The sequence below is a fragment of the Paracoccus sp. Ld10 genome (assembly GCF_045064235.1).
GTDB lineage: Bacteria > Pseudomonadota > Alphaproteobacteria > Rhodobacterales > Rhodobacteraceae > Paracoccus.
The window spans coordinates 429655-451049 of sequence record NZ_JBISHD010000027.1; the positions used below are offsets into that span (position 1 = coordinate 429655).

22 protein-coding genes are annotated in these 21395 nt (G+C 67.0%); 5 read left to right on the plus strand and 17 right to left on the minus strand.

Going from position 1 to position 21395, the window contains the following annotated elements; all coding sequences use genetic code 11:
• Positions 1-8: 8 nt before the first annotated feature.
• A complete protein-coding gene (locus tag ACJJVR_RS10430) occupies positions 9-638 on the minus strand; it encodes a phospholipid-binding protein MlaC (RefSeq protein ID WP_405404321.1) in 630 nt (209 codons plus the stop codon).
• On the minus strand, positions 601-1389 hold the full coding sequence (locus ACJJVR_RS10435; protein WP_405404322.1) for a VacJ family lipoprotein: 789 nt from the start codon (positions 1387-1389) through the stop codon (positions 601-603). Before ACJJVR_RS10435 ends, ACJJVR_RS10430 begins: the two co-directional genes overlap by 38 nt.
• A gap of 123 nt (positions 1390-1512) precedes the next feature.
• Between ACJJVR_RS10435 and ACJJVR_RS10440 the strand changes: the two genes are divergently transcribed.
• Together ACJJVR_RS10440 and ACJJVR_RS10445 are read left to right on the plus strand one after the other, a co-directional pair.
• Positions 1513-3264 (plus strand): type I secretion system permease/ATPase, encoded by a 1752-nt coding sequence (locus ACJJVR_RS10440; protein WP_405404324.1) that lies wholly within the window; start codon positions 1513-1515, stop codon positions 3262-3264.
• On the plus strand, positions 3261-4586 hold the full coding sequence (locus tag ACJJVR_RS10445; protein WP_405404325.1) for an HlyD family type I secretion periplasmic adaptor subunit: 1326 nt from the start codon (positions 3261-3263) through the stop codon (positions 4584-4586). The genes ACJJVR_RS10440 and ACJJVR_RS10445 overlap by 4 nt, the downstream gene beginning before the upstream one ends.
• Here the strand turns inward: ACJJVR_RS10445 and rnr are convergent, their stop codons facing one another.
• From rnr to ACJJVR_RS10465, 4 genes are read right to left on the minus strand one after another with little or no spacing between them, the layout of a single operon-like run.
• Entirely contained in the window at positions 4587-6836 is a 2250-nt protein-coding gene (gene rnr, locus ACJJVR_RS10450; RefSeq protein WP_405404326.1) for a ribonuclease R, read from the minus strand.
• A gap of 4 nt (positions 6837-6840) precedes the next feature.
• A complete protein-coding gene (locus ACJJVR_RS10455; RefSeq protein ID WP_405404328.1) occupies positions 6841-7260 on the minus strand; it encodes a GNAT family N-acetyltransferase in 420 nt (139 codons plus the stop codon).
• Positions 7257-8396 (minus strand): succinyl-diaminopimelate desuccinylase, encoded by a 1140-nt coding sequence (gene dapE, locus ACJJVR_RS10460; protein ID WP_405404329.1) that lies wholly within the window; start codon positions 8394-8396, stop codon positions 7257-7259. The genes ACJJVR_RS10455 and dapE overlap by 4 nt, the downstream gene beginning before the upstream one ends.
• Positions 8396-9163: a sulfite exporter TauE/SafE family protein gene (locus ACJJVR_RS10465; protein WP_405404330.1), complete on the minus strand. Its 768-nt coding sequence runs from the start codon at positions 9161-9163 to the stop codon at positions 8396-8398. The genes dapE and ACJJVR_RS10465 overlap by 1 nt, the downstream gene beginning before the upstream one ends.
• A gap of 179 nt (positions 9164-9342) precedes the next feature.
• Here ACJJVR_RS10465 and ACJJVR_RS10470 point away from each other — a divergent pair, with 179 nt between their 5' ends.
• Together ACJJVR_RS10470 and ACJJVR_RS10475 are read left to right on the plus strand one after the other, a co-directional pair.
• Positions 9343-10980 (plus strand): acyl-CoA dehydrogenase family protein, encoded by a 1638-nt coding sequence (locus ACJJVR_RS10470; protein ID WP_405404460.1) that lies wholly within the window; start codon positions 9343-9345, stop codon positions 10978-10980.
• A 43-nt stretch (positions 10981-11023) separates the two neighbouring features.
• On the plus strand, positions 11024-11479 hold the full coding sequence (locus ACJJVR_RS10475) for an META domain-containing protein (protein ID WP_405404331.1): 456 nt from the start codon (positions 11024-11026) through the stop codon (positions 11477-11479).
• Between the two features lie 3 nt (positions 11480-11482).
• Here the strand turns inward: ACJJVR_RS10475 and recO are convergent, their stop codons facing one another.
• The 11 genes from recO to ACJJVR_RS10530 all read right to left on the minus strand — a co-directional run bounded on the left by recO (position 11483) and on the right by ACJJVR_RS10530 (position 20467).
• Positions 11483-12229, minus strand: coding sequence for a DNA repair protein RecO (recO, locus tag ACJJVR_RS10480; RefSeq protein WP_405404333.1), 747 nt, complete (start codon positions 12227-12229; stop codon positions 11483-11485).
• Between the two features lie 130 nt (positions 12230-12359).
• The gene (rarD, locus tag ACJJVR_RS10485) at positions 12360-13292 is read right to left on the minus strand and encodes an EamA family transporter RarD (RefSeq protein WP_405404335.1); all 933 of its coding nucleotides are present in this window, start codon (positions 13290-13292) and stop codon (positions 12360-12362) included.
• A gap of 40 nt (positions 13293-13332) precedes the next feature.
• Complete coding sequence (locus ACJJVR_RS10490) at positions 13333-13668, minus strand: DUF1491 family protein (protein WP_405404336.1); 336 nt, start codon at positions 13666-13668, stop codon at positions 13333-13335.
• Positions 13661-14623 (minus strand): GTPase Era, encoded by a 963-nt coding sequence (gene era / locus ACJJVR_RS10495; protein WP_405404337.1) that lies wholly within the window; start codon positions 14621-14623, stop codon positions 13661-13663. The genes ACJJVR_RS10490 and era overlap by 8 nt, the downstream gene beginning before the upstream one ends.
• Positions 14620-15309: a ribonuclease III gene (rnc, locus tag ACJJVR_RS10500; RefSeq protein WP_405404339.1), complete on the minus strand. Its 690-nt coding sequence runs from the start codon at positions 15307-15309 to the stop codon at positions 14620-14622. The genes era and rnc overlap by 4 nt, the downstream gene beginning before the upstream one ends.
• Positions 15306-16097 carry a signal peptidase I gene (gene lepB, locus ACJJVR_RS10505; RefSeq protein ID WP_405404340.1) on the minus strand — a complete coding sequence of 264 codons (792 nt, stop codon included), beginning with the start codon at positions 16095-16097 and terminating at the stop codon, positions 15306-15308. The genes rnc and lepB overlap by 4 nt, the downstream gene beginning before the upstream one ends.
• 72 nt (positions 16098-16169) lie before the next feature.
• Positions 16170-16580: a holo-ACP synthase gene (gene acpS, locus ACJJVR_RS10510; RefSeq protein WP_405404341.1), complete on the minus strand. Its 411-nt coding sequence runs from the start codon at positions 16578-16580 to the stop codon at positions 16170-16172.
• A 37-nt stretch (positions 16581-16617) separates the two neighbouring features.
• On the minus strand, positions 16618-17352 hold the full coding sequence (locus ACJJVR_RS10515) for a pyridoxine 5'-phosphate synthase (protein ID WP_405404342.1): 735 nt from the start codon (positions 17350-17352) through the stop codon (positions 16618-16620).
• A gap of 30 nt (positions 17353-17382) precedes the next feature.
• Positions 17383-18198 (minus strand): 4-(cytidine 5'-diphospho)-2-C-methyl-D-erythritol kinase, encoded by an 816-nt coding sequence (locus ACJJVR_RS10520; RefSeq protein WP_405404461.1) that lies wholly within the window; start codon positions 18196-18198, stop codon positions 17383-17385.
• A complete protein-coding gene (locus ACJJVR_RS10525) occupies positions 18198-19976 on the minus strand; it encodes a tetratricopeptide repeat protein (protein ID WP_405404344.1) in 1779 nt (592 codons plus the stop codon). The genes ACJJVR_RS10520 and ACJJVR_RS10525 overlap by 1 nt, the downstream gene beginning before the upstream one ends.
• A gap of 71 nt (positions 19977-20047) precedes the next feature.
• Positions 20048-20467, minus strand: a complete 420-nt coding sequence (locus ACJJVR_RS10530; protein WP_405404346.1) for a hypothetical protein — start codon at positions 20465-20467, stop codon at positions 20048-20050.
• A gap of 508 nt (positions 20468-20975) precedes the next feature.
• Between ACJJVR_RS10530 and ACJJVR_RS10535 the strand changes: the two genes are divergently transcribed.
• On the plus strand, positions 20976-21248 hold the full coding sequence (locus tag ACJJVR_RS10535; RefSeq protein ID WP_405404347.1) for a hypothetical protein: 273 nt from the start codon (positions 20976-20978) through the stop codon (positions 21246-21248).
• Positions 21249-21395 lie beyond the last annotated feature (147 nt).

A 21395-nucleotide genomic window follows, 5' to 3' on the forward strand; every position in this document is an offset into this window, starting at 1 on the left:
TCACGATGTCAGCCTGCCTGGCGCAGATCCGCGGCCAGACCTGCCACGTCGCCCTGACGGCGGGCAAGCATGGCGCCGATCTCGGCGCGTTCGCTGGCCAGCATGTTCACACCCTCGATGATGATGTTGAAATACAGGTCCTGCCCCGACCGGTCCGATACGTGCCACTCCACCTCCAGCGGCGCGCGACCGTTCAGATAGGCCACAGACGTCACCGCATAAAAGCTTTTGAGCTGCCGCGAATCTGTCACCTCGATGCGGGACCCGATGAACTCGCGGAACCGCGCCCCGTACTTGCGCCCGATATAGCCCTGGAACGACTGCCGGTAATCGGCGAACACAACGGGGTCGGTCTGGCGCGCCGCGGGGCCCAGGGCGGACCGCGCAATGACGTCGACATCGGCATAGCGGGCAAAGATCGCCTCGAACTGCTGATACATCTGCGGGGTGGGCTGACCCGAATTGATGACCTGATAGACCTCGGCCAGCGACCGGTCGATCAGCGCCCGCGCCCCGTCCGCGTCCAGCGCATGGGCGGGACGCCAAGGCAGCACCGCCGTCAGCGACGCACATCCGATCAGGCCCAACAGGCCCCGACGATCAGTCCGAATAAGGGTCGATGACGTCCGCATCGTCATAGGGGTCATAATCGTCACCGGTTTCTCCCAAATCAAAGCGGCGGTTCATCAGCCAGATCAGCCGCGTCTGGGCATAGCTATCCGCACTGCCCTGCAGAATGCCATCCACCGTGTCGCCAAAGCGCGCCCGATCACCGGCTTTTGACGCGACGCGCAGGCCAAAGACCGCGCCCGCGTCGCGACCGTCCAGCAGATGGTACAACGGATCGATCATCAGATCGACCACCTGCCCCACCGCATCGCGCCGGGTCGACGGACCCAGCACCGGCAGTTCCAGATACGGCCCTTCGGCAACGCCCCAGACGGCCAGCGTCTGGCCGAAATCGGTGTCGCGTTCGGTCACGCCGAAACTGTCGGCGGCCGGGTCAAAGACGCCGCCCAGACCCACCGTCGAATTGACCGCGAACCGGGTCAGGTTCGCGCCCGCATCGCCCGGCCTGCCCTGCAGCAGGCCGTTCACGGCCTTGACCGGCAGCGACAGGTTGCGCCCGGCGTTGATGACCATCTGCAGCGGTCCGATCGGCGCGTCGGGGTCGCGCGGCGCGTCGTCGTCCTCGCCCTTCAGCCGGTTCGCGACGGGGCCGATCACCCGCGCGTCCAACCCCTTGTTAAAGGCGTGGACGCGGCGGTTCTGCGCCTCGTACGGGTCGTTGATGGTGATGCCGTCCTGTTGGACGGGCGCCTGCGCGCAACCGGCGGCGACAAGGGCCATCAGCAGCAGGGCCATGACGGGAGGGATGTTGTGGCGCACGGGAAATCATAACCTTTCGATACACGGGCCGCTGCAGGCTGGCATAAGCCCTGCGTGGTGATATGGTCGCCGCCGGAACGAGGCAAGCCCCGCCAGAGGCGCGGCGATTTCAAGGCGTGACGAATGGCCAAGGCTGCGAACCTGCCCGACGGGGCCCGGGAACTGCGCAAGGCGCGCGCCACGGGCTGGCCGCTGTTTCTGGCGGTGGGCGTGTTTTCGGCCGTCGTCAACCTGCTGATGTTGACCGGCCCGCTGTTCATGCTTCAGGTCTATGACCGCGTGCTGGCCTCGCGCAGCGTGGAAACCCTGACCGCACTGTTCGTGCTGGTGATCTTTCTGTTCGCGCTGATGGGCGTCATCGACCTTATCCGCAACCGCGTGATGCAGCGGATCGCCGCCCGGTTTCAGGACCGGATGGAGGGGCGCGTGTTTGACGCGGCTTTGCGCGAAGGCGCATTGCGCGGCGACGAATCGGCCGCGGCGGCAGGCGGCATGCGCGATCTGGACGCGGTGCAGCGGCTGATCGGGTCGCCCGTGATGCTGGCCTTTTTCGATCTGCCATGGGCGCCGCTGTTTCTGGCGGCGATCTTTGTCTTTCACCCGGTTCTGGGAATCGTGGCCACGGTCGGCGGCATTATTCTGGTCTGCACCACTATCCTGAACCGCGTGCTGACTCGCGCGCCCCTTCAGGGATCGGCCCAGGCCGGTGCACAGGCACAGCGCATGGCCGACCTGTACCGCGACGAGGGCGAAGTGATCGGGGCGTTGGGCATGCGCGGCGCGACATTCACCCGCTGGCGGCTGGCCCGGTCGGAATCACAAGACAACTCGGTCCGTGCGGGGGATCTGTCGGCGGGGTTCAGCGTCTTTTCACGTACCTTTCGGCTGTTTCTGCAAAGCGCGATGCTGGCTGCCGGCGCATGGCTGGTGCTGCGCCAGGAGCTGACACCAGGCGCGATGATCGCCAGTTCGATCATGATGGGCCGCGCGTTGGCGCCGGTCGACCAGTTGGTCGGGGGCTGGCCAGCCGTCCAGGCGGCCCAGGACGGATGGGGCCGCATGTCGGGTCTGCTGTCGCGCCAGCCCGCCGACCCGGCCCGCACGCCCCTGCCCCGCCCCGAGGCCCGGCTGGAGGTTCGCAACCTGTCCGTCGCCCCCCCCGGAGAGGGGCAGGCCACCCTGCGTTCGGTCAGCTTCGGCGTGGCGCCGGGCACGGCCCTGGGGGTGATCGGGCCGTCGGGTGCGGGCAAATCGACGCTGGCACGCGCGCTGATCGGTGCATGGCGTGTCGGCGGGGGCAGCATCCGGCTTGGCGGCGCGACGCTGGACCAGTACCACCCGGACGTGCTGGGCGGCCTGATCGGATACCTGCCCCAGCAGGTGACCCTTTTTGACGGCACCATCGCCGAAAATATCGCCCGCCTGTCCGACCGCCCCGACCCTGACCGGGTAGTGCGCGCTGCGCAGGCGGCTGCTGCGCACCAGATGATCCTGGACCTGCCGCAGGGCTATGACACGCGCATCAGCCAGACGGCGGGGCGTCTGTCCGGCGGACAGATCCAACGCATCGGGCTGGCGCGCGCGCTGTATCCCGACCCCGTGCTGCTGGTTCTGGACGAGCCGAACTCGAACCTGGACAATCTGGGGTCCGATGCGCTGAATGCCGCGATCCGGAGGATGAAATCGCAGGGTGGCGCGGTCATCATCATGGCCCACCGCCCCGCAGCGATCAACGAATGCGAAAACCTGCTGGTGCTGGAGGGCGGCGTGCGTCGCGCCTTTGGGCCGCGCGACAAGGTCCTGGAACAGATGGTTCAGAATTCAGCCCAGATCCGTCATGCGCAGACCATCGGCCAGGGCGGGGGCGTCGCATGAACGGCGGGGCGACACGCGCACTATCGGGCGACCGCCGCTGGCCCGTACGCGGCCCGATCATCGCCGGACTGCTGATGGTTCTGGTGCTGGTGGGTGGTTTTACGGCCTGGGCGATGTCCACGCTCATTTCCGGCGCGGTGGTCGCAGGAGGACAGGTCGAGGTCGAACAGCAACGCCAGATCGTCCAGCATCCCGATGGCGGCGTGGTTCAGGACATCACCGTCTCCGAAGGAAACACCGTCGCTGCGGGCGACCTGCTGTTGACGCTGGACGGCACGCTGCTGCGCACCGAGCACACGATCGTCGAGGGCCAGTATTTCGAGCTGATGGCACGTCGCGGCCGGTTGGAGGCCGAGCGCGCCGACGCCGACACGATCACCTTTCCCGACGAACTGGTGCAGACCGCGACCGAATCGCAGGCATTGCAGGACCTGATCGCGGGTCAGACCAGCCTGTTCCGCACCCGCGTGGACACGATGCACCAGTCGCTGGACCAGTTGGCCAAGCAATCCGACCAGATCGACTCCGAGGTTGACGGTATCGATGCCCAGATCGCTGCCCTGGACACCCAACGTCGGCTGATCGGACGAGAGCTGGCCGATCAGCAGAGCCTGCTGGACCGGGGTCTGGCGCAGGCCAGCCGCGTTCTGGCGCTGGAACGCGAGGCTGCGCGCATCGACGGCGAACTGGGCTCTTTGCAGGCCAGCCGCGCATCCGCCGCGATCCGCCAGACCGAACTGCAGATCCAGAGCCTGCGGCTGGCCGCCGAACGCCGCGAAGAGGCCGAGACCGAACTGGGCGATCTGGGGTATCGGGAACTGGAACTGGCCGAACGCCGTCGCAGCCTGACCGAACAGATGGAACGCCTGGACATCCGCGCGCCCGTGTCTGGCGTCGTCTATAACATGCAGGTCACTACACCCCGGTCGGTCATCCGGGCGGCCGATCCTCTGTTGTACATCATTCCACAGGACCGCCCCCTGGTGATCGGTGCCCGCGTGGCCACCATCAACATCGACGAAATCCAGTTGGGCCAGCCCGTGGTGCTGCGGTTTTCCGCATTCTCGTCACGCACCACGCCCGAAATCGACGGCCGGCTGGACCGCATCTCGGCCGACGCGCTGCTGGATGAGGCGACCCAGACGCCTTATTACCGGGCCGAGGTGTCGATCCCGCCTGACCAGCTGGAAAAGCTGGGCGGGCTGGCGCTGGTCCCCGGCATGCCGGTCGAGGTCTATATCCAGACCGGCGACCGTAGCCCGATGGCCTATCTGATGAAACCGCTGACCGACTATTTCAACCGGGCGTTCCGCGAAAGCTGATCAGCGCTTGCGCCGCCGTTTGGTCGCGCGCTTGATCTCGGCCAGGCGGGACTTGACCGCGGTGCGACCGGGGCCACCTCCGCGCCGGCCCTTGGACGGGCCGCGCGGCAGGGTCGCCCCCTCCAGTTCCAGCAGGTCCAGCAGCAGACCGCCCGTCAGGGGCAGCGCCTCGGCCAGGCGGACCGTCACCCGTTGCCCGATGCCGATCTCCAGCCCCGTGTCGCTGCCGATCAGCATCTGGCGGTCGGGGTCAAAGTGGAAATATTCCTGACCGATGGCGCGGATGGGCAGCAGCCCGTCGGCCCCGGTTTCGTCCAGCTTGATAAAGGCGCCGAATCTCTGGATGCCGCTGATGCGACCGGTCATTTCCGTGCCCACGCGTTCGGCCAGGAACGCCGCCAGATAGCGGTCGGTGGTGTCGCGTTCGGCTGCCATGCTGCGCCGTTCGGTCTCGCTGATATGGATGGCCGTTTCGGGCAGGCGTTCGACCTGGTCCTCGGACAACCCGTCCTTGCCCCAGCCATGCGCGCTGATCAGCGCCCGGTGCACCACCAGATCGGCATAGCGCCGGATGGGCGAGGTGAAATGCGCATAGCTTTTCAGCGACAGGCCGAAATGGCCAAGATTGTCGGGGTGGTAATAGGCCTGCGTCATGGACCGCAGCGTGCTGATGTTGATCAGCTCATCGAAATCGCTGCCCTCGGCCTGGGCCAGCAGGCGGTTCAGATGGCTGGTGTGCAGCACCTGCCCCTTGGCCAGCGTGAACCCCGATGCCTGCGCCACCTCGCGCAGGGCATCCATCTTGGCCAGGCTGGGCTCTTCGTGGACGCGGAACAGCAAAGGGCGCTTGCGGCGGGTCAGCTCCTCGGATGCGGCCACGTTGGCCAGCACCATGAACTCCTCGATCAGCTTGTGCGCGTCCAGACGTTCACGGAACGCCACGGCCTTGACGCGCCCCTCTGGCGACAGCTCGATCCGGCGCTCGGGCAGGTCCAATTCCAGCGGCTGGCGGCGTTCGCGCGCGCCCTTGAGCAGGCCGTACGCATGCCACAATGGGCGGATCACCTCGTCGATCAGCGGTTCGGTCTGTGCGTCGGGCACCCCGTCCGCCCCCGCCTGCGCCTGTTCGTAGGACAGGCTGGCGCGGCTGCTCATCATCGCGCGGTGGAACCGGTGGCCGGTCTTGTTGCCCTGTGCATCCAGACGCATTTCCACAGCAATAACCGGCCGGTCCACGCCCTCATGCAGCGAACACAGGTCTGCCGAAAGCGCCTCGGGCAGCATCGGCACCACGCGGTCGGGGAAATAGGTGGAATTGCCGCGCCCCCAGGCCTCGCGGTCCAGTGCGGATCCGGGGCGGACGTAATGGGCGACATCGGCGATGGCGACCCAGATCGTCGCGCCGCCATCCTCCTCGACGAATCCCGCGACGGCGTCGTCGTGATCGCGCGCATCCGAGGGGTCGATGGTGACCAGCGGCAGGTGACGCAGGTCGTCGCGACCCTTCAGCGGCGCAGGCTTGGCGGCCTCGGCCTCGTCGATGGCTTTTTGCGGGAATTCGTCGGGAATGCCGTGTTGATGGATCGCGATCAGGCTGACCGCACGGGGGGCCGACGGATCGCCCAGCCGTTCGATGATGCGCGCAATGGGCAGCCCCATGCGGGCGCGCGGGCCGATCTGTTCGGCCTGTACCAACTCGCCGTTCTCGGCGTCCAGCGTGGCATCGGCGCGGATCCGCCATTCCTTGTCCTGACCCTTGTCGATGGGCAGGATGCGGCCACCCTCGCTGTCCTTGCGGAAGATGCCGGTGATGCGGTTCGCGCTGGCGGTGATGCGCCGGATCAGGCGGGCCTGATACTGGTACTCCTCTCCGACCACGGGCATCAGGCGGCCCAGGAACCGGTCGCCGCGACCCAATGCCGGGTCGGCCTTCAGCGGCGCGTACAGGATGCGCGGCATCGGCCCGGTCCCCGACCATTCCAGCGGACGTGCGAACAGATCGCCCGACCCGTCCGGGGCCAGCAGTTCCAGGACCGTTACCGGTGGCAGGGTCTCGGCGTCCAGGTAATGGCGGCGGCGGCGTTCCAGATGGCCCTCGGCCTCCAGCTCCTTGAGCAGGCGCTTCAGCTCGATCCGCGCGGCGCCCTTGATGCCAAAGGCCTTGGCGATATCGCGCTTGGAGTTGGCGTCCGGATTGTCGGACACCCATTCCATGATCTGCGCCTTGCTGGGGATCTGGGTCTCGGTCATCGGCTCACTTCAGGTTCAGGGCCATGTCGCGATGCGGGATGCCCGCGTCGTCATAGACGGGCCCCTCGGCGACAAAGCCCAGCTTTTCATAGAAACCCATCGCATGGGTCTGCGATCCCAGCCGCACCTGACGCACGCCGCGCGCGGCCAGCGCGTCGATGGCGGCCCGCATCAGTGCCGCCCCCATGCCGGTGCCGCGATGATCGGCCAGCACGCAGACGCGGCCGATCTTGCCGATGTCATCCTTCAGCAGCAGGCGTGCGGTCGCGACCGGGTGGCCGGCATCGTCGCTGGCCAGCAGATGCACGGCATCGTCGTCCAGGTCGTCCATCTCGTCGGCCTCGGGGACGTTCTGCTCTTCGATGAAGACGGTGCGGCGCAGCGCATGACAGGTGGCCAAGTCGGTCGTCTCGACGATGGTCATGCAAAGAACCTTTCCAGGATGCGATGATAGATCACCTGCAGCTGGCGGACCTGCTGGGCGGGGACACGTTCGTCCACTTGGTGCATGTGGGCACCCACCAGCCCGAATTCCACCACCGGGCAGTGATCCTTGACGAAACGCGCGTCCGACGTGCCCCCTGTCGTGGACAGCACCGGCTGGCGGTTGGTCTCCTGCTGGACCACGCCGCGGACCATGTCGACAAAGGGGCCGGGCGCCGTCAGGAACGCTTCGCCCGAGATCTGGGCCTCGACGGTCAGCGTCACGCCGGTCTGGTCTTGCACCAACGCCGCGCGGTCGCGCAGGTGATCCAGCAGACCCGCCCCGGTATGGATGTCGTTAAAACGGATGTTGACCACCGCCACCGCCCTTTCGGGGATCACGTTGGACGCGGGGTTGCCGCAGTCGATCGTGGTGATCTGCAACCCCGACGGGTCGAAATGGTCCGTCCCCTGGTCCAGCGGTTCGGCCGTCAGGTCGGCCAGATAGCGGGTCAGCGCGTGCAGGGGGTTCAGCGCCTTGTGCGGATAGGCGGCGTGACCCTGACGGCCCTTGGCGGTGATGGTATAGGTGGCCGATCCGCGGCGGCCGATCTTCATCATCTCACCCATGACCTCGGGGTTGGACGGTTCGCCGACGATGCAGGCCTCCATGCGTTCGTCGTTGGCCGCCATCCAGTCCAGAATGGCGATGGTCCCGTCGCGGGACGGGCCTTCCTCGTCGCCGGTGATGGTCAGGATCACCGCCCCGTCGGGGGGCGTCTGGCGGACGAATTCGATCGCGGCGCAGACAAAGGCCGCAACGCACGATTTCATGTCGGTCGCGCCCCGGCCCCAGATCACGTCGTCGGCGTCCCAATGCCCCGAAAACGGCGGATGCATCCACGACGCAGGATCGCCCGGCGGCACCACGTCGGTATGGCCGTTGAAACCGATGGTCCGCGCGCCCTTGGCACCCCATCGCGCGAACAGGTTCGGCGTGCCGTTGCGGTCGACGCGGTGGCATTCGAAACCCGCCTCCTCCAGCATCTCCTGCAGCAGGACCAGTGCGCCGCCCTCATGTGGTGTCACGGATGGACAGCGGATCAGGCGGGCGGTCAGGTCGGCGGCGTCAGGCATCACAGGCTCCAGAGTTCAAAGGCGCGGCGGATCAGGTTCAGCCCGGTCAGGATCAGCAGCAACAGCGTCCAGCGGCGGAACTGATCCACGTCCAGCCGGTCCTGCAGCGCGAACCCCGCCATCATCCCCGCAAACGCCGGAATGCACAGGATCGCGGACAGCGGCAGGGTCGATGCGTTCAGCAGGCCCGAGAACAGGTGCGCCACGGTCAGCACGGTCGCGCCGATCAGGAACACGACGCCCTGCACCCGCACCTGTTCACGCTTTTCCGTGCCGATCGACAGCAGATAGACGATCAGCGGCGGCCCCCAGATGCCCGAAATGCCGCCATACAGTCCACCGATGACACCCGACCACCCTTCGGCACGCCTGCGGTGGCGAAGGTTCAGGACCAGCGGGCGGCCCGACAGCTGCCACAGCGCGAACAGCGTGATGGGCACCCCCAGCAGCGCGTACATCACCCATTGCGGGATCAAGACCGCGAACCCGGCGGATACGCAGATGAAGATGCCGACCATCACGATGTGCAGCCGGAACTTGACCGCGGATGCCACGGCGGCGGGCCGCCCATCGCGCACAGCCTGTTGGATGTTCGTGAACAGCGTCGGCAGGATCATCGCGGCCAGGGCCACCGGTGCCGGCATGATCGACCCAAAGGCCGAGATCATGATCATCGGCATCGCAAAACCCAACGCCCCCTTCACGAAGCCCGCGAAGGCGGTGACCCCAAAGGCCGCCACGAATTGCCAAAGTTCCAGTCCAAACATGGCCGCACGCTAGCGGCGTCGCACGAAAAGGAAAAGGCCGCTTCGACCGCTCACCGGCTCGCAAATCGCGTGCGACACATTAGGTCTTATAACGGATTATTTTCGCATATTTGTTGCGCAGAGACATCGACTGCGCTATTCATGCTGCAACGCGGCAAAGGGACGTACCGATGAAAGACATGCAGCATCAGTCGCAGGCCGCCCTGTCCGAACTGGACGATCTGCTGGCCCGGGCCAAGGACGCCCTCAGCATCCGCGTGACGGTGGACGGCCGTATCGATGCCGATGCGCTGGAGGTCCACCAGCACGCGGCACACGCGCTGTCCTGGCTGGCGACCTATGTGCTGTCCCTGCGCCAGCTGGCCGATTGGTCGGCCCGCGTGGACGGTCCCATCGAGGCGCTGATCACCCGTATCGGCATGGCCGAGTACCTGGCCCAGGTCCTGGGCGGCATCCCGATGAGCCAGACCGAATTCGCCCGCCTGTCTGATCTGGGCGTGACGTGGGACCCGTCCGATCAGGCGCGCGCGCTGATGGCGGGCAACACGCCCGAGGCGCGGGCCGAACTGGCCGCATTGATGGCACGCGACGCGGGTGCGGCCACCTTTGGCGCCAGTGGCCTGGACGAGGATCTGGAGATGATCCGCGACCAGTTCCGCCGGTGGAGCGCCGACAAGGTCGCCCCCCACGCCCACCACTGGCACCTGCAGGACCAGCTGATCCCGATGGCGATCATCGACGAGCTGGCCGAACTGGGCGTGTTCGGCCTGACCATCCCCGAGGAATTCGGCGGCCTGGGCCTGTCCAAGGCCGCGATGGTCGTCGTGTCCGAGGAACTGTCGCGCGGCTATATCGGCGTGGGGTCACTGGGCACCCGCAGCGAGATCGCGGCAGAGCTGATCCTGTGCGGCGGCACGGACGCGCAAAAGGCCCATTGGCTGCCCCGGCTGGCCAGCGGAGAGACGTTGCCGACGGCGGTCTTTACCGAACCCAACACCGGCAGCGACCTGGGGTCGCTGCGGACCCGCGCGGTGCGCGACGGCGACGACTGGCTGGTGACCGGCAACAAGACCTGGATCACCCATGCGGCCCGCACCCATGTCATGACCCTGCTGGCGCGCACCGACACTGCGACCGACGGCTATCGCGGGCTGTCGATGTTCATCGCCGAAAAGACGCCCGGCACCGATGCCGACCCCTTTCCCACCCCCGGCATGACCGGAGGAGAGATCGCGGTTCTGGGTTACCGCGGCATGAAGGAATACGAACTGGCCTTTGACGGCTTTCGCATCGACGGCGCGAACCTGTTGGGCGGAGAAACGGGCCGCGGCTTCAAGCAGCTGATGGAGACGTTCGAATCCGCCCGCATCCAGACAGCCGCGCGGGCCATCGGGGTGGCGCAGAATGCGCTGGATCTGGGGCTGCGATACGCGCTGGACCGCAAGCAATTCGGCAAACCGCTGCTCGATTTTCCCCGCGTGGCGGACAAATTGGCCATGATGGCGGTCGAAATCACGATCGCGCGGCAGCTGACTTATTTCAGCGCGTGGGAAAAAGATCACGGTCACCGCTGTGATGTCGAGGCCGGGATGGCCAAGCTGCTGGGGGCCCGCGTGGCCTGGTCGGCGGCCGACAATGCCCTGCAAATCCACGGTGGCAACGGTTTCGCGCTGGAATATCCGATCAGCCGGGTGTTGTGCGACGCCCGGATCCTGAACATCTTTGAGGGTGCTGCGGAAATTCAGGCCCAGGTGATCGCGCGCAGGTTGCTGGGCAGATGCGCGGACGGGCTGGATCGGGGCGGCAAATGGCGCTAGACCACGTCAGTTCCGCCTGTCCGCGCCCATAGGAGCCTGCCCCATGTCCCTGACGATCCGACCCGCCCTTGCATTGGCTGCCATCGCCACGCTGACCCTGTCCGCCTGTTCGGAACCGGCAGGCGATCCGATGGGCGGCATCCCGGCCAACGACTATGTGCTGGTCGGCATCGGCAACGGCACCGTGCCGCTGCGCAACATCACCCTGACGACCCGCCCCGAAGGCGTGTCGGGCCTGGGGCCGTGCAACGGTTATGCCGCAACGAACACCGTCCCGCTGCCCGCCATCGCGTTCGAGCCGCTGCAGACCACCGGCGTCACCGACTGTGCGGATCTGGCCGTCGAACAGCGCTTTTTCGAGGCTCTGCAGCAGGCCACCTCGATGGAGTTCTATGGCGGCGTGCTGCGCATCAAGGGCCCGACCTGGCTGATCTTTGAAAGCGGTCGCCCCGCTGGCCAGACGACGGACGCCCTGTCGGCCGCGCGCGGCAACCAATAGGCTTCAACCGTCCTGCGGCCCCACCCCCGGGGCGGGCCGCAGCAGACGACGGACCAGCCGCCCCCGCGCGGCGGGCAGTGGCCGCCCGACCAGATCGGGCGCCAGCCGCCGTTCCAGGAAATGCCCGGTGATCGCCAGCCCCTGGGCCAGGTCGTGACCGCGATTGTCGCCCGCCCCGCCCATAACCGCCGGCAATGGCAGCAGACGATCGGCCCAATCCCCCGCCCCCTGCCGGCTGACCGCGCGGCCCGACCGCGGGCTGACATAGGCCAACCCCTCGGTCGCGCCCGTCACCGCGCAGCTGGCAAGGTCCAGACCAAACCCCATTTCATCCAGCAGCAGCATCTCCCATGCCAGATAGGCGGGCGGCCAGTCCGCCCCGGCCTCGATCTGGTCCAGCAGCGCCTCGGTCCGTTGGACCAGCATCGGGTGCGGGTCGCGTTCCGGCAGCGCAAAGACCAACAGCGCACAGACCGCGTTCAGCCCGGCCAGTGCGGTCGCATCGGCCATCAGCCCCGCGCGCATCCGCAGCGGTTCGGCCGCAAAGCTGCCCAACTGGTCAGACTGGCGCGCGCGCCAGCGCAGGGTCAGACGCGCGCCGGGTTGCAACATTGCGGCGCGTTTCTGCGACGCGCCACCGGGCACGATACCGGCATGGCGGCCGTGTTCCAGCGTCAGCACGTCGATGATGACCGCCGTCTCTCCGTGCGGACGGCGACCGATCACCGTGCCCTCTGCCTGCCATTCCATAAAGGCCTCCGCATTCGTCGCGCCCAGCTTGCGCGATCACGCGCGCGGGGGCCAGATGCCGCACATCCTGTCGATGCACGATCGTCCCAGGACCCGCGGCCGTCGGACAGCGATCCGGGGTCGCGTCCGTCTATTGCATGCGGCGGGCGGCCAGATCGCGGCGGTCACGACGGCGCTGGCCCGCCTGGCGGACCAGGGTCACCGAATAGATCACCAGCGCCGCCCAAATCATCGGAAACGCGATCAGGCGCGCGCCGTCAAAGGGTTCGCCGAACAGCACCACTGCGCACAGAAAGATCATCGTAGGCGCGATATATTGCAGGATGCCGATGGTCGACAGGCGAATCAGCTTGGCCCCGTTGGCATAGAACAGCAGCGGGATCGCCGTGACCGGCCCGCAGCCCAGCAACAGCAACGTCTGTCCCCAGCCCGCGGCGGTGAAATGTGCCTGGCCCTGTAGGGCCTGCCAGATCAGGAAACCCACGGCAAAGGGCGTCAACAGCAGCACCTCCAGCGTGAAACCCTGGTTGGGACCAAGCGGCAGGCTTTTCTTGCAATAGGCGTAAAGGCCCCAGGACAGCGTCAGCCCGATCGCCACCAGCGGCAGGCTGCCCGCCTGGACGGTCAACACGATCACCGCCGTGGCCGCCAGCGCGATGGCCGCCACCTGCCCGCGCGTCAGTCGTTCGCCCAAAAGCGTCGCGCCCAGAAACACGCTGAACAGCGGGTTGATGTAATAGCCAAGCGCCGCGTCCAATGCGTGATCGTTCGCGATCGCCCAGACATAGATCAGCCAGTTGACCGAGATCAGCACCGCCGTCAGCGCCGCCATCGCCAGCAGGCGCGGCTGGCGCAGGGCCAGTTTCACCTCGGCGGCGCGGCCCTGCCACAGCAGGACGGCTGCCGCGATGGGCAGCGACCAGATGATGCGATGGGCGATGATCTCTGCCGCAGGCAGGTGCGACAGCGCCTTCATGTAGATCGGCAGCACCCCCCACAGCACATAGGCGGCGATGGCATAGGCAAGGCCCTTGGGCGAATCGGTCTGCGGGATGCTGGTCATGCGCGGATGCATATTCTGCAATCACCGACCCCGCCAGAGGTCAGAACAACCCGTCCTGATCCAAGAGCGTGGTCCCGTCGCGCGATTCGATCTCGATCACCCACAGGTCGCGGTCGCGGGACCGCTGGCGGGCGATGGCGGCGTCGATGTCGCGTTCGGTACCCGTGTTGGTCGCGACCCAGGGGCGGGTGTCGCTGTCCATGTCCCATTCGCGCATCCACAGTGCGGCGGTACCGTCAAGACGCGCGCATTTAACGGAGATGGACCCCGCCGTGTCGTCGCCGCGCGCCAGGACATAGGCGGGGATATTGGCCTGCGCCAGCCGCGCCAGATAGGCCGCGACCCACAGGGACGCCGCCAGCCGGATGTCAGCCATCGCCGTCGCGGAAGTTCAGGCCGATCTCGTCATAGCGTTCGGCCTCGTTCTCCCAGTTTTCGCGGACGCGGACCTGCAGGAACAGGTGGACGCGGCGGCCCATGAATTCCTCCAGCTCGACGCGCGCGGCCTGGCCCACGGCCTTGATCGTCTCTCCGCCCTTGCCCAGGACAATGCCCTTGTGGCCCTGGCGGGCGACATAGACAACCTGTTCGACGCGGGCGCTGCCGTCGTCCTTTTCTTCCCACGCCTCGGTTTCCACCGTCAGCTGATAGGGGATCTCCTCGTGCAGGCGCAGGGTCAGCTTTTCGCGGGTGATCTCGGCGGCGATCATGCGCATGGGCAGGTCGGCGATCTGATCCTCGGGGTACAGCCACGGACTTTCTGGCAGGGTGCGGGCCAGCCAGCCGCGCAACTGCTGGCATCCGTGCCCGCGCATGGCCGAGATCATGAACGTTTCGGCAAAGGGATAGGCCTCGTTCAGCTGCTGGGACAGGGCCAGCAGGGCCTCGGCCTTGACGCGGTCGATCTTGTTGATGATCAGCGCGACGGGCGTGCCCTTGCCCAGGTTGACCAACTGATCCAGGATCGCCTGCGTGCCGTCGGTCAGGCCACGATGCGCCTCGATCAGGACCAGCACGATGTCGGCATCCGACGCCCCACCCCAGGCCGCGGCGACCATGCTGCGGTCCAGACGGCGACGCGGGCGGAAAATGCCCGGCGTATCCACGAACACGATCTGCGCTGGCCCGTGCATGGCGATGCCGCGGATGCGGGCGCGCGTGGTCTGGACCTTGTGGGTCACGATGCTGACCTTGGCGCCGACCATCTGGTTCAGCAGCGTGGATTTGCCCGCGTTCGGCTCTCCGATCAGGGCGACAAAACCGGCGCGGGTGGGACCGTCGTCGGGTTGGGCCACGGCGGGCTGATCGGGGGTGATGTCGTCGTCGGTCATGTCAGTCCTTCCAGCCGGTCCAGCAGCGATTGCGCGGCGGCCTGTTCGATGCTGCGCTTGGTACCCGTGCCACGGGCCTGCGCGTCGCGGCCGTCTTCCAGCCGCACGGTGATCAGAAAGACCGGCGCATGGTCGGGGCCGCTGCGTTCGGTCTGTTCATAAACAGGGGGCGGCATGCCCTGGGCCTGCGCCCATTCCTGCAAGGCGGTCTTGGCGTCGCGGCTGTCGGCATCGACCCGCGCCAGACGCGGCGCCCAGTGGCGCAGCACGACCCGGCGCGCGGCGTCGAACCCCGCATCCAGATAGACGGCGGCCAGCACGGCCTCCATCGCGTCGGCCAGCAGGGCCTCTTTGCGGCGCCCGCCCGACAGCATTTCCGAGCGGCCCAGTTTCAGCACATCGCCCAGGGCCAGGTCGCGGGCGACGGCGGCGCAGGTTTCGCCCCGCACCAGCGCGTTGTATCGCGGCGCAAGCTGCCCCTCGCTGGCGGTGGTGTCGGCGGTGAACAGCGCCTCGGCTATGACCAGTCCCAGGACGCGGTCGCCCAGAAACTCCAGCCGCTGGTTGTCGGGCCGCGTGACGCTGGCGATCGAGCCATGCGTCAGCGCGCGGATCAGCAGTTCGGGCCGCGCAAACTCGTGTCCCAAGCGGACCATGAAGGCCCGGATGTCGGCCGAGGGCGTCAATTCACCGCCTTGAAGAAGCGGTCGGACCGCCACGTCCAGAAATACAGCAATGACCGCCCCGCGGACGAGAACATGATCCGGTCGGCACGGCCGATCAGGTATTCGGCGGGCACAAAGCCCAGGCCGCCGATTTCCGCCGGAAAGCGGCTGTCTTCGGAATTGTCGCGGTTGTCACCCATGAAGAAGTACTGGCCTTCGGGGACGGTAAACGTCGGCGTGTCGTCGGCCACCCAGCCATCGACGATGTTGAGGACATCATGGCTGTTGCCGCCGGGCAGCGTCTCGGTCATGCGCTCGCTGATGCAGTCGCCGCCCTCGGCGACCGGGTCGTTCACGCAGCGCGGGATCAGCCCCTGCGGGCCCTGCTGTTCCTTGACCTCGATGAATTCACCGGCTGGGGTGATCTGGACCGGTTCCCCGTTGAGCCACAAACGGCCGCCGCGCATCTGCACGGTGTCGCCCGGAAGGCCGATCACGCGTTTGATGAAATCGACGTTGCGGGTCGGGTGGCGGAACACGGCCACGTCGCCGCGCGCCGGTTCGCGTTCCAGGATACGGCCGCTGATGGGGCAGGCCGAGAACGGACAGCTGTGTGCGGAATAACCGTAGGCCATCTTGTTCACGAACAAGAAATCACCGATCAGCAGCGTGTCCTTCATGCTGCCCGATGGGATCCAGAAGGGCTGAAAGAACAGCGTGCGAAAGATGCCTGCGATCACCAGCGCCCAGAAGATCGTCTTGATCGTCTCCCAGATGCCGTCCTTTTTCTCGGGCGCTGCCGTTGCCATTCCGCGTGGTCCTCTTGTCCGTCGGGCCGGGGCCCTGCATCGCGCGTTCATGGGCCGGTCAGCAGGTCAAAGTCAAGCAGGCGCAGGGCCGGGGCGCGCCTCGATCACGACGAAGGCCTGTGCCCACGGGTGGTCGTCGGTCAGGGTCACATGCACGACCGCGTGATGGCCCGCAGGCGTCATCCCGTCCAGCCGGTCGGCGGCCCAGCCTGTCAACGCCATGACCGGCTGTCCCGACCGCAGGTTCGTCACCGCCATGTCGCGCCAGCTGATGCCCATGGCAAGGCCCGTGCCCAAGGCCTTGGAGCACGCCTCCTTGGCGGCCCACCGCTTGGCAAGGGTTCCCGCCTCGTCGGCGCGGCGGGCGGCCTTGGCCAGTTCGGTCGGGGTAAAGACGCGGTTGCGGAACCGGTCGCCGAACCGGTCCAGCGTGCCCTGGATACGGTCGATATTGGCCAGGTCCGCGCCGATGCCCAGGATCATGCCGCAGGTCCGGACAGGTATCTGAACAACGCGGACATCACGCCCGCGCCGCGTCCATGCGCGCGCGCATTTCCCGGATCGCGCCATCCAGCCCCAGAAACACCGATTCCGAGATCAGGAAATGTCCGATGTTCAGTTCAGCCACCTGGGGGATGGCCGCGATTGGGGCGACCGTGTCAAAGGTCAGGCCGTGGCCCGCATGAACCTCCAGCCCCAGGTCGTGGGCCAGCGCGGCCCCCTCGCACAGCGCGGCCAGTTCGGCGTCGCGTTCGGCATGGCGGCCTTCGGTGTCCAGATCGCAATAGGCGCCCGTGTGCAGTTCGACCACCGCCGCGCCGATCCGGGCGGCGGCGCGGATCTGGGTGGGTTCATGGCCGATGAACAGCGACACCCGGCAGCCCGCCTCGCGCAGCGGCGCGATATACCCGGCCAGCGCATTGTCGTTGCCCGCAACGTCCAGTCCGCCCTCGGTCGTGCGTTCCTCGCGCTTTTCGGGGACGATGCAGACGGCATGGGGGCGGTGACGCAGGGCGATCGCCTGCATCTCCATCGTGGCGGCCATCTCAAAGTTCAGCGGCTGGGTCAGGTTGGCCATCAGCGCGTCGATGTCGGCGTCGCTGATATGGCGGCGATCCTCACGCAAGTGGGCGGTGATGCCATCCGCGCCCGCCGCCTGCGCGATCAGCGCGGCGCGCAGCGGGTCGGGCCATGGCGTGCCCCGCGCGTTGCGGATGGTGGCGACGTGGTCGATGTTGACGCCAAGGCGCAGCATGGGTTCCTCCGGGGTCGGGTCGGGCGCAGTCTAGCCGCGTGCCGGGGCGGATGCCAGTTCGGTTGCCACCGCCCACCAGCCATTGCGCGCAAGCGCCGCAGCCGCACGGTCGGCCGCGCCCGCGTTGGCAAAGATGCCGAAACAGGTGGCCCCTGACCCCGACATTCGCGCCAGCCGCGCCCCCTGCCCATCCAGCGCCTGCAGGACAGCGGCGATGACCGGGGCGACGGCGATTGCCGGCGGTTGCAGGTCGTTCCGGGTGGTGCCCAGCCAGCCCACCAGCGCATCGGCATCGGCAAAGGCGGGAATGGGCGGCAAGGGCGGATTGTCGCGCGACCGCAGACCGGCAAAGATCGCCGGGGTGGGCACCGCGACGCCGGGATTGACCAGCACCAGATGCAGCGGCGGCAGGGGGGGCAGCGGGGTCAGCACCTCTCCGATGCCCTGCATGCGCGCGGGGGCGGACGGCACACAGACCGGCACGTCCGCCCCAAGCCGCTCGGTCCGGTCGGGCAGCGGATGTCCCATTCGGGCCAGCCCGCGCAGCACCGCCGCCGCATCGGCGGAACCGCCCCCGATGCCCGAGGCGACGGGCAGCACCTTGGTCAGCCGGATCGCGGCCTGTCCGCCCGCCAGCCGTGCGGCGCGCAGGCACAGGTTGTCATCGGTGGACAGCCCGGCCGCAGACGGGCCGTCAATGGTCAGCGACAGAGGCCCGGGCATCAGCGCAACGCTGTCCCCGATGGCCGCAAAGCAGACCAGTGAATCCAGCAGGTGATAGCCATCGGCACGCCGCCCGGTGATGTGCAGCGCCAGATTCAGCTTGGCGGGGGCCGCCTCGGTGATCATTCGGCCGCGTCGGCCTCGGTCTGCGGGGACTGGGTGGGGTGGCTGGCAACGGGGCCACCCTCGTCGTCCATCACCGCATTCAACCCGCGATCCAGCTTGGCGCGGATGCGATCGGCATCGACCTCGCCGCTTTCGCCGGGTTCCAGCGACAGGGCGCGCTGCCACTGGATCTGCGCCTCGCGGTGGCGGCCGACCATCCAGTAAATGTCGCCCAGGTGGTCGTTGACCAACGGGTCGGCGGCCATGGTGGCGATGGACTGTTCCATCGGGGCCACGGCTTCGGCATAGCGGCCAAGCCGGAAATAGGCCCAGGCGAGGCTGTCCAGAATATAGCCGTCGCCGGGAGACAGTTTTACGGCGCGCTCGATCATGTCCAGTGCCTGATCCAGGTTCTGGTTCCTGTCGATCCACGAATAACCAAGATAGTTCAGCAGGCTGGCCTGATCGGGGCGAATCTCCAGCGCGGCCAGCAGGTCGGCCTCGGCGCGATCGAACTGGCCCGCGCGCTCCAGCGAGATGCCGCGGGCATAAAGCGGGAACCACCGTGCCTCGGGCGGGGCATCGGACAGCAGGTCCAGCGCCTTGTCATAGCTGGGAATGGCCTGGGAATACTTTTCCTGCTGGCGGGTGACATCGCCAAGGGCGATCCAAGATTGCGCCACGCCAGGATACGCGGCGGTCAGGGCCAACGCCGCACGCTCTGCCTCGACAAGGCGTTGGGCGCGCGACAGCGCGTCGATGCGCGACAGTTCAGCCTGGGGCCGCATCTCTCCCATGCGGCGAACGGCGTCGAATTCGGTTTCGGCCAGATCGAACTGCCGCCGGTCCTGCAGCAGCTGCGCGGCCACCAGCCGCGCCTCGGGGTTCTGCGGCGCGATCCAGGATGCCAGCCGCGCGTGGATCAACGCCAAAGGTTCGGGATCCGGGCTGCTGGCCAGTGCAGAGGCAAAGGACAGCAGCAGATGCGCGATCCCGTCCGACGGGCCACCCACCACGTCAAACGGTACGGACTGACCCTGTTCCAGACGCTGGCGCAGTTCCAGCAGCTGCGGCTCGGCCTCCAGCCCCTCGATACCCGACAGCAGGGCCAGGGCATCGTCGTCGCGATCCAGTTGCGACAGGATCTGGACGCGGGCGGTCAAACCCATCAGGTGGCCGCTGGCTTCGGATTGCCCGATCAGGCGGTCGGCGGCATCGTAATCGCCAGCCAGCGCGCGGGCCAAGGCCAGATGATAGTTCACGATGGGGGCAAGTTCGGCATTCGCGGCCATCGCCTCGAACGCGGCGATGGCGTCGGTTGCGCGCCCCGCCCCCAGCAGGGCCCAGGCCCGGATCGTACCGTCCATCAGGTCCTGGTCCAGCGGCACGTCCGTCGTGCGGGTGGCGTCGATCAGCGTGATCACACCCTGCCAATCCTCGGCCCGGACCAGTTGCGCGCGGCGCAGCAGACCGGCCAGTTCGGTCGGGCGATCTTCGGCGAACAGCCGTTCGGCCATGGCCACGGCCTGATCGACATCCCCCGCGGATGACAGTGCGACCAGCGCGCTGTCCTGCAGATAGACGTCCTGTGGATCCTGGGCCGAGGCCAGCACGAAATACCGCGCCGCAGCGCGAAAGTCGTTCTCTACCGTCGCCATGCGTGCCGCCAGGTAGGGCCCGGCCAGGCCGCTGATCTGCGGCGACTGCCGCACGGGTTTGGGCGCGGGCGGGGCGTCCTGCGCCTGAACCGGCAAGACGGTTCCAGTCGTCAGCGCAGCCATCAGGGCGAGGCGCATCAGGGCAGCGAAGGGGCGGGTCTGGGTCAAGGGCGACACTTCCGGAAATCACGTTTGCGTTGTCATCCAGCCTAACGACAGGGGGCGGCGCAATCAACGCCCCCACCTGTCGGTTTCATCACATGTTGGGGTGATTGACGACGGTTTCGCCATGATGGCCGTCCGTTGAAGGGGCTTTGGCAGACATTTGTTACGGGAGAACGGCTTTCCTGCAGCGGCGATGGCCGGCCCAGACAGCAAATCAAGTGGCGGGGACGGTATCGGTGGCTGGTGCCGGTGCAAGGCCCGGCGCGCGCGACCGGGTCGTGCCGGCCCGATACATGCCGCACGACCTTGCCGGGCGGCGGGATCGCCACCATCCCATGATCGACATATTCACTGTGGGCAGCCGGGTCGCGTTTCATCGTGAGCACGATTGGCACCCATTCGACCGCGCCGATGCCCGCCCCCTTGCGCATCATCATCCGCAGCCAATCGGCGTTGCGGCCCATCGTCCCATCACTGTCGGCATCAGGGTTCGCGACATCGCCTGCGCGAACGGATGGGCGTCACATCACGCCCCTGCCGGATTACCGGCACGGCGGGTCGCGGCATCGCGCCAGCCAGCGACGCGATTCGGTCGCGGATGGATAGGCGTGCCGCCATGCTTTGGACGCCATCGGTGGCATCGCCAGACGCATGAATCCATCGGGCGATTTGCACCGTCTGCAATAGTCGCCTGAAAATGGGGCATTTTATCGGAATGCCGATCCGGCATGTCGGCGAAAACCCGCGACAGTCCCAGAGCTGTCTGGAGTGCCTGAATGCAGCAATCCGCACTGCAGTCACAGGCAGATCAGGCATCGTCCAACAACGCGATGCAACAGCGGCCACGATGGGGCGACGCCGCCAGCCGGGCACAACGGCATAATACTGCCGCCACGCCATTTGGCAGACAGGCACGCCTATGCTGCGCGTCTTGGTCCGTGATATTACGGAGTTGTCATACAGGATCAGACGATGCGAGATCGCATCCTGCTCCAGTCGGTTTTAAACAGAATTCTTGGTCTGCCGTCTCACGAACGGACGGATATCCAGAGGAGAGATCGGATGATTGCAGCAAATGTTGCCTTTGCCCTGACAGTTGCCGTTGCTGTCGTGTTGCTGTTTCTATTCGGCGGTTTCACGTATCTGGAATGCTTGACCGCCTACAGCGTCTGCGGCGCATTCTCGATGCTTGCGTTCAGCTGGGCGTCAGCGACGAGGCCGTCCCTTCGTGCGGACCACGCGTGATGATGCCGGGACCAAGGATGAGCCATAAAACGGCATGATTGACCTGGCATGGTCAGTTGAGCCATGCGGCCGTCGATCGGCACGCTGCGGACCTCAGGTCACCGCCATTCTGGACCGGCAAGCACCCGTTCGGACGCGCCTGCAAAA

Bases quoted from the DNA above. Each gene is read 5' to 3' on its own strand.
- ACJJVR_RS10430 (WP_405404321.1), bottom strand. From the start codon at position 638: ATGACGATGCGGACGTCATCGACCCTTATTCGGACTGATCGTCGGGGC.
- ACJJVR_RS10440 (WP_405404324.1), top strand. From the start codon at position 1,513: ATGGCCAAGGCTGCGAACCTGCCCGACGGGGCCCGGGAACTGCGCAAG.
- ACJJVR_RS10445 (WP_405404325.1), top strand. From the start codon at position 3,261: ATGAACGGCGGGGCGACACGCGCACTATCGGGCGACCGCCGCTGGCCC.
- rnr (WP_405404326.1), bottom strand. From the start codon at position 6,836: ATGACCGAGACCCAGATCCCCAGCAAGGCGCAGATCATGGAATGGGTG.
- ACJJVR_RS10455 (WP_405404328.1), bottom strand. From the start codon at position 7,260: ATGACCATCGTCGAGACGACCGACTTGGCCACCTGTCATGCGCTGCGC.
- dapE (WP_405404329.1), bottom strand. From the start codon at position 8,396: ATGCCTGACGCCGCCGACCTGACCGCCCGCCTGATCCGCTGTCCATCC.
- ACJJVR_RS10465 (WP_405404330.1), bottom strand. From the start codon at position 9,163: ATGTTTGGACTGGAACTTTGGCAATTCGTGGCGGCCTTTGGGGTCACC.
- ACJJVR_RS10470 (WP_405404460.1), top strand. From the start codon at position 9,343: ATGCAGCATCAGTCGCAGGCCGCCCTGTCCGAACTGGACGATCTGCTG.
- ACJJVR_RS10475 (WP_405404331.1), top strand. From the start codon at position 11,024: ATGTCCCTGACGATCCGACCCGCCCTTGCATTGGCTGCCATCGCCACG.
- recO (WP_405404333.1), bottom strand. From the start codon at position 12,229: ATGGAATGGCAGGCAGAGGGCACGGTGATCGGTCGCCGTCCGCACGGA.
- rarD (WP_405404335.1), bottom strand. From the start codon at position 13,292: ATGACCAGCATCCCGCAGACCGATTCGCCCAAGGGCCTTGCCTATGCC.
- ACJJVR_RS10490 (WP_405404336.1), bottom strand. From the start codon at position 13,668: ATGGCTGACATCCGGCTGGCGGCGTCCCTGTGGGTCGCGGCCTATCTG.
- era (WP_405404337.1), bottom strand. From the start codon at position 14,623: ATGACCGACGACGACATCACCCCCGATCAGCCCGCCGTGGCCCAACCC.
- lepB (WP_405404340.1), bottom strand. From the start codon at position 16,097: ATGGCAACGGCAGCGCCCGAGAAAAAGGACGGCATCTGGGAGACGATC.
- acpS (WP_405404341.1), bottom strand. From the start codon at position 16,580: ATGATCCTGGGCATCGGCGCGGACCTGGCCAATATCGACCGTATCCAG.
- ACJJVR_RS10515 (WP_405404342.1), bottom strand. From the start codon at position 17,352: ATGCTGCGCCTTGGCGTCAACATCGACCACGTCGCCACCATCCGCAAC.
- ACJJVR_RS10525 (WP_405404344.1), bottom strand. From the start codon at position 19,976: ATGCGCCTCGCCCTGATGGCTGCGCTGACGACTGGAACCGTCTTGCCG.
- ACJJVR_RS10530 (WP_405404346.1), bottom strand. From the start codon at position 20,467: ATGGGCCGCAACGCCGATTGGCTGCGGATGATGATGCGCAAGGGGGCG.
- ACJJVR_RS10535 (WP_405404347.1), top strand. From the start codon at position 20,976: ATGCGAGATCGCATCCTGCTCCAGTCGGTTTTAAACAGAATTCTTGGT.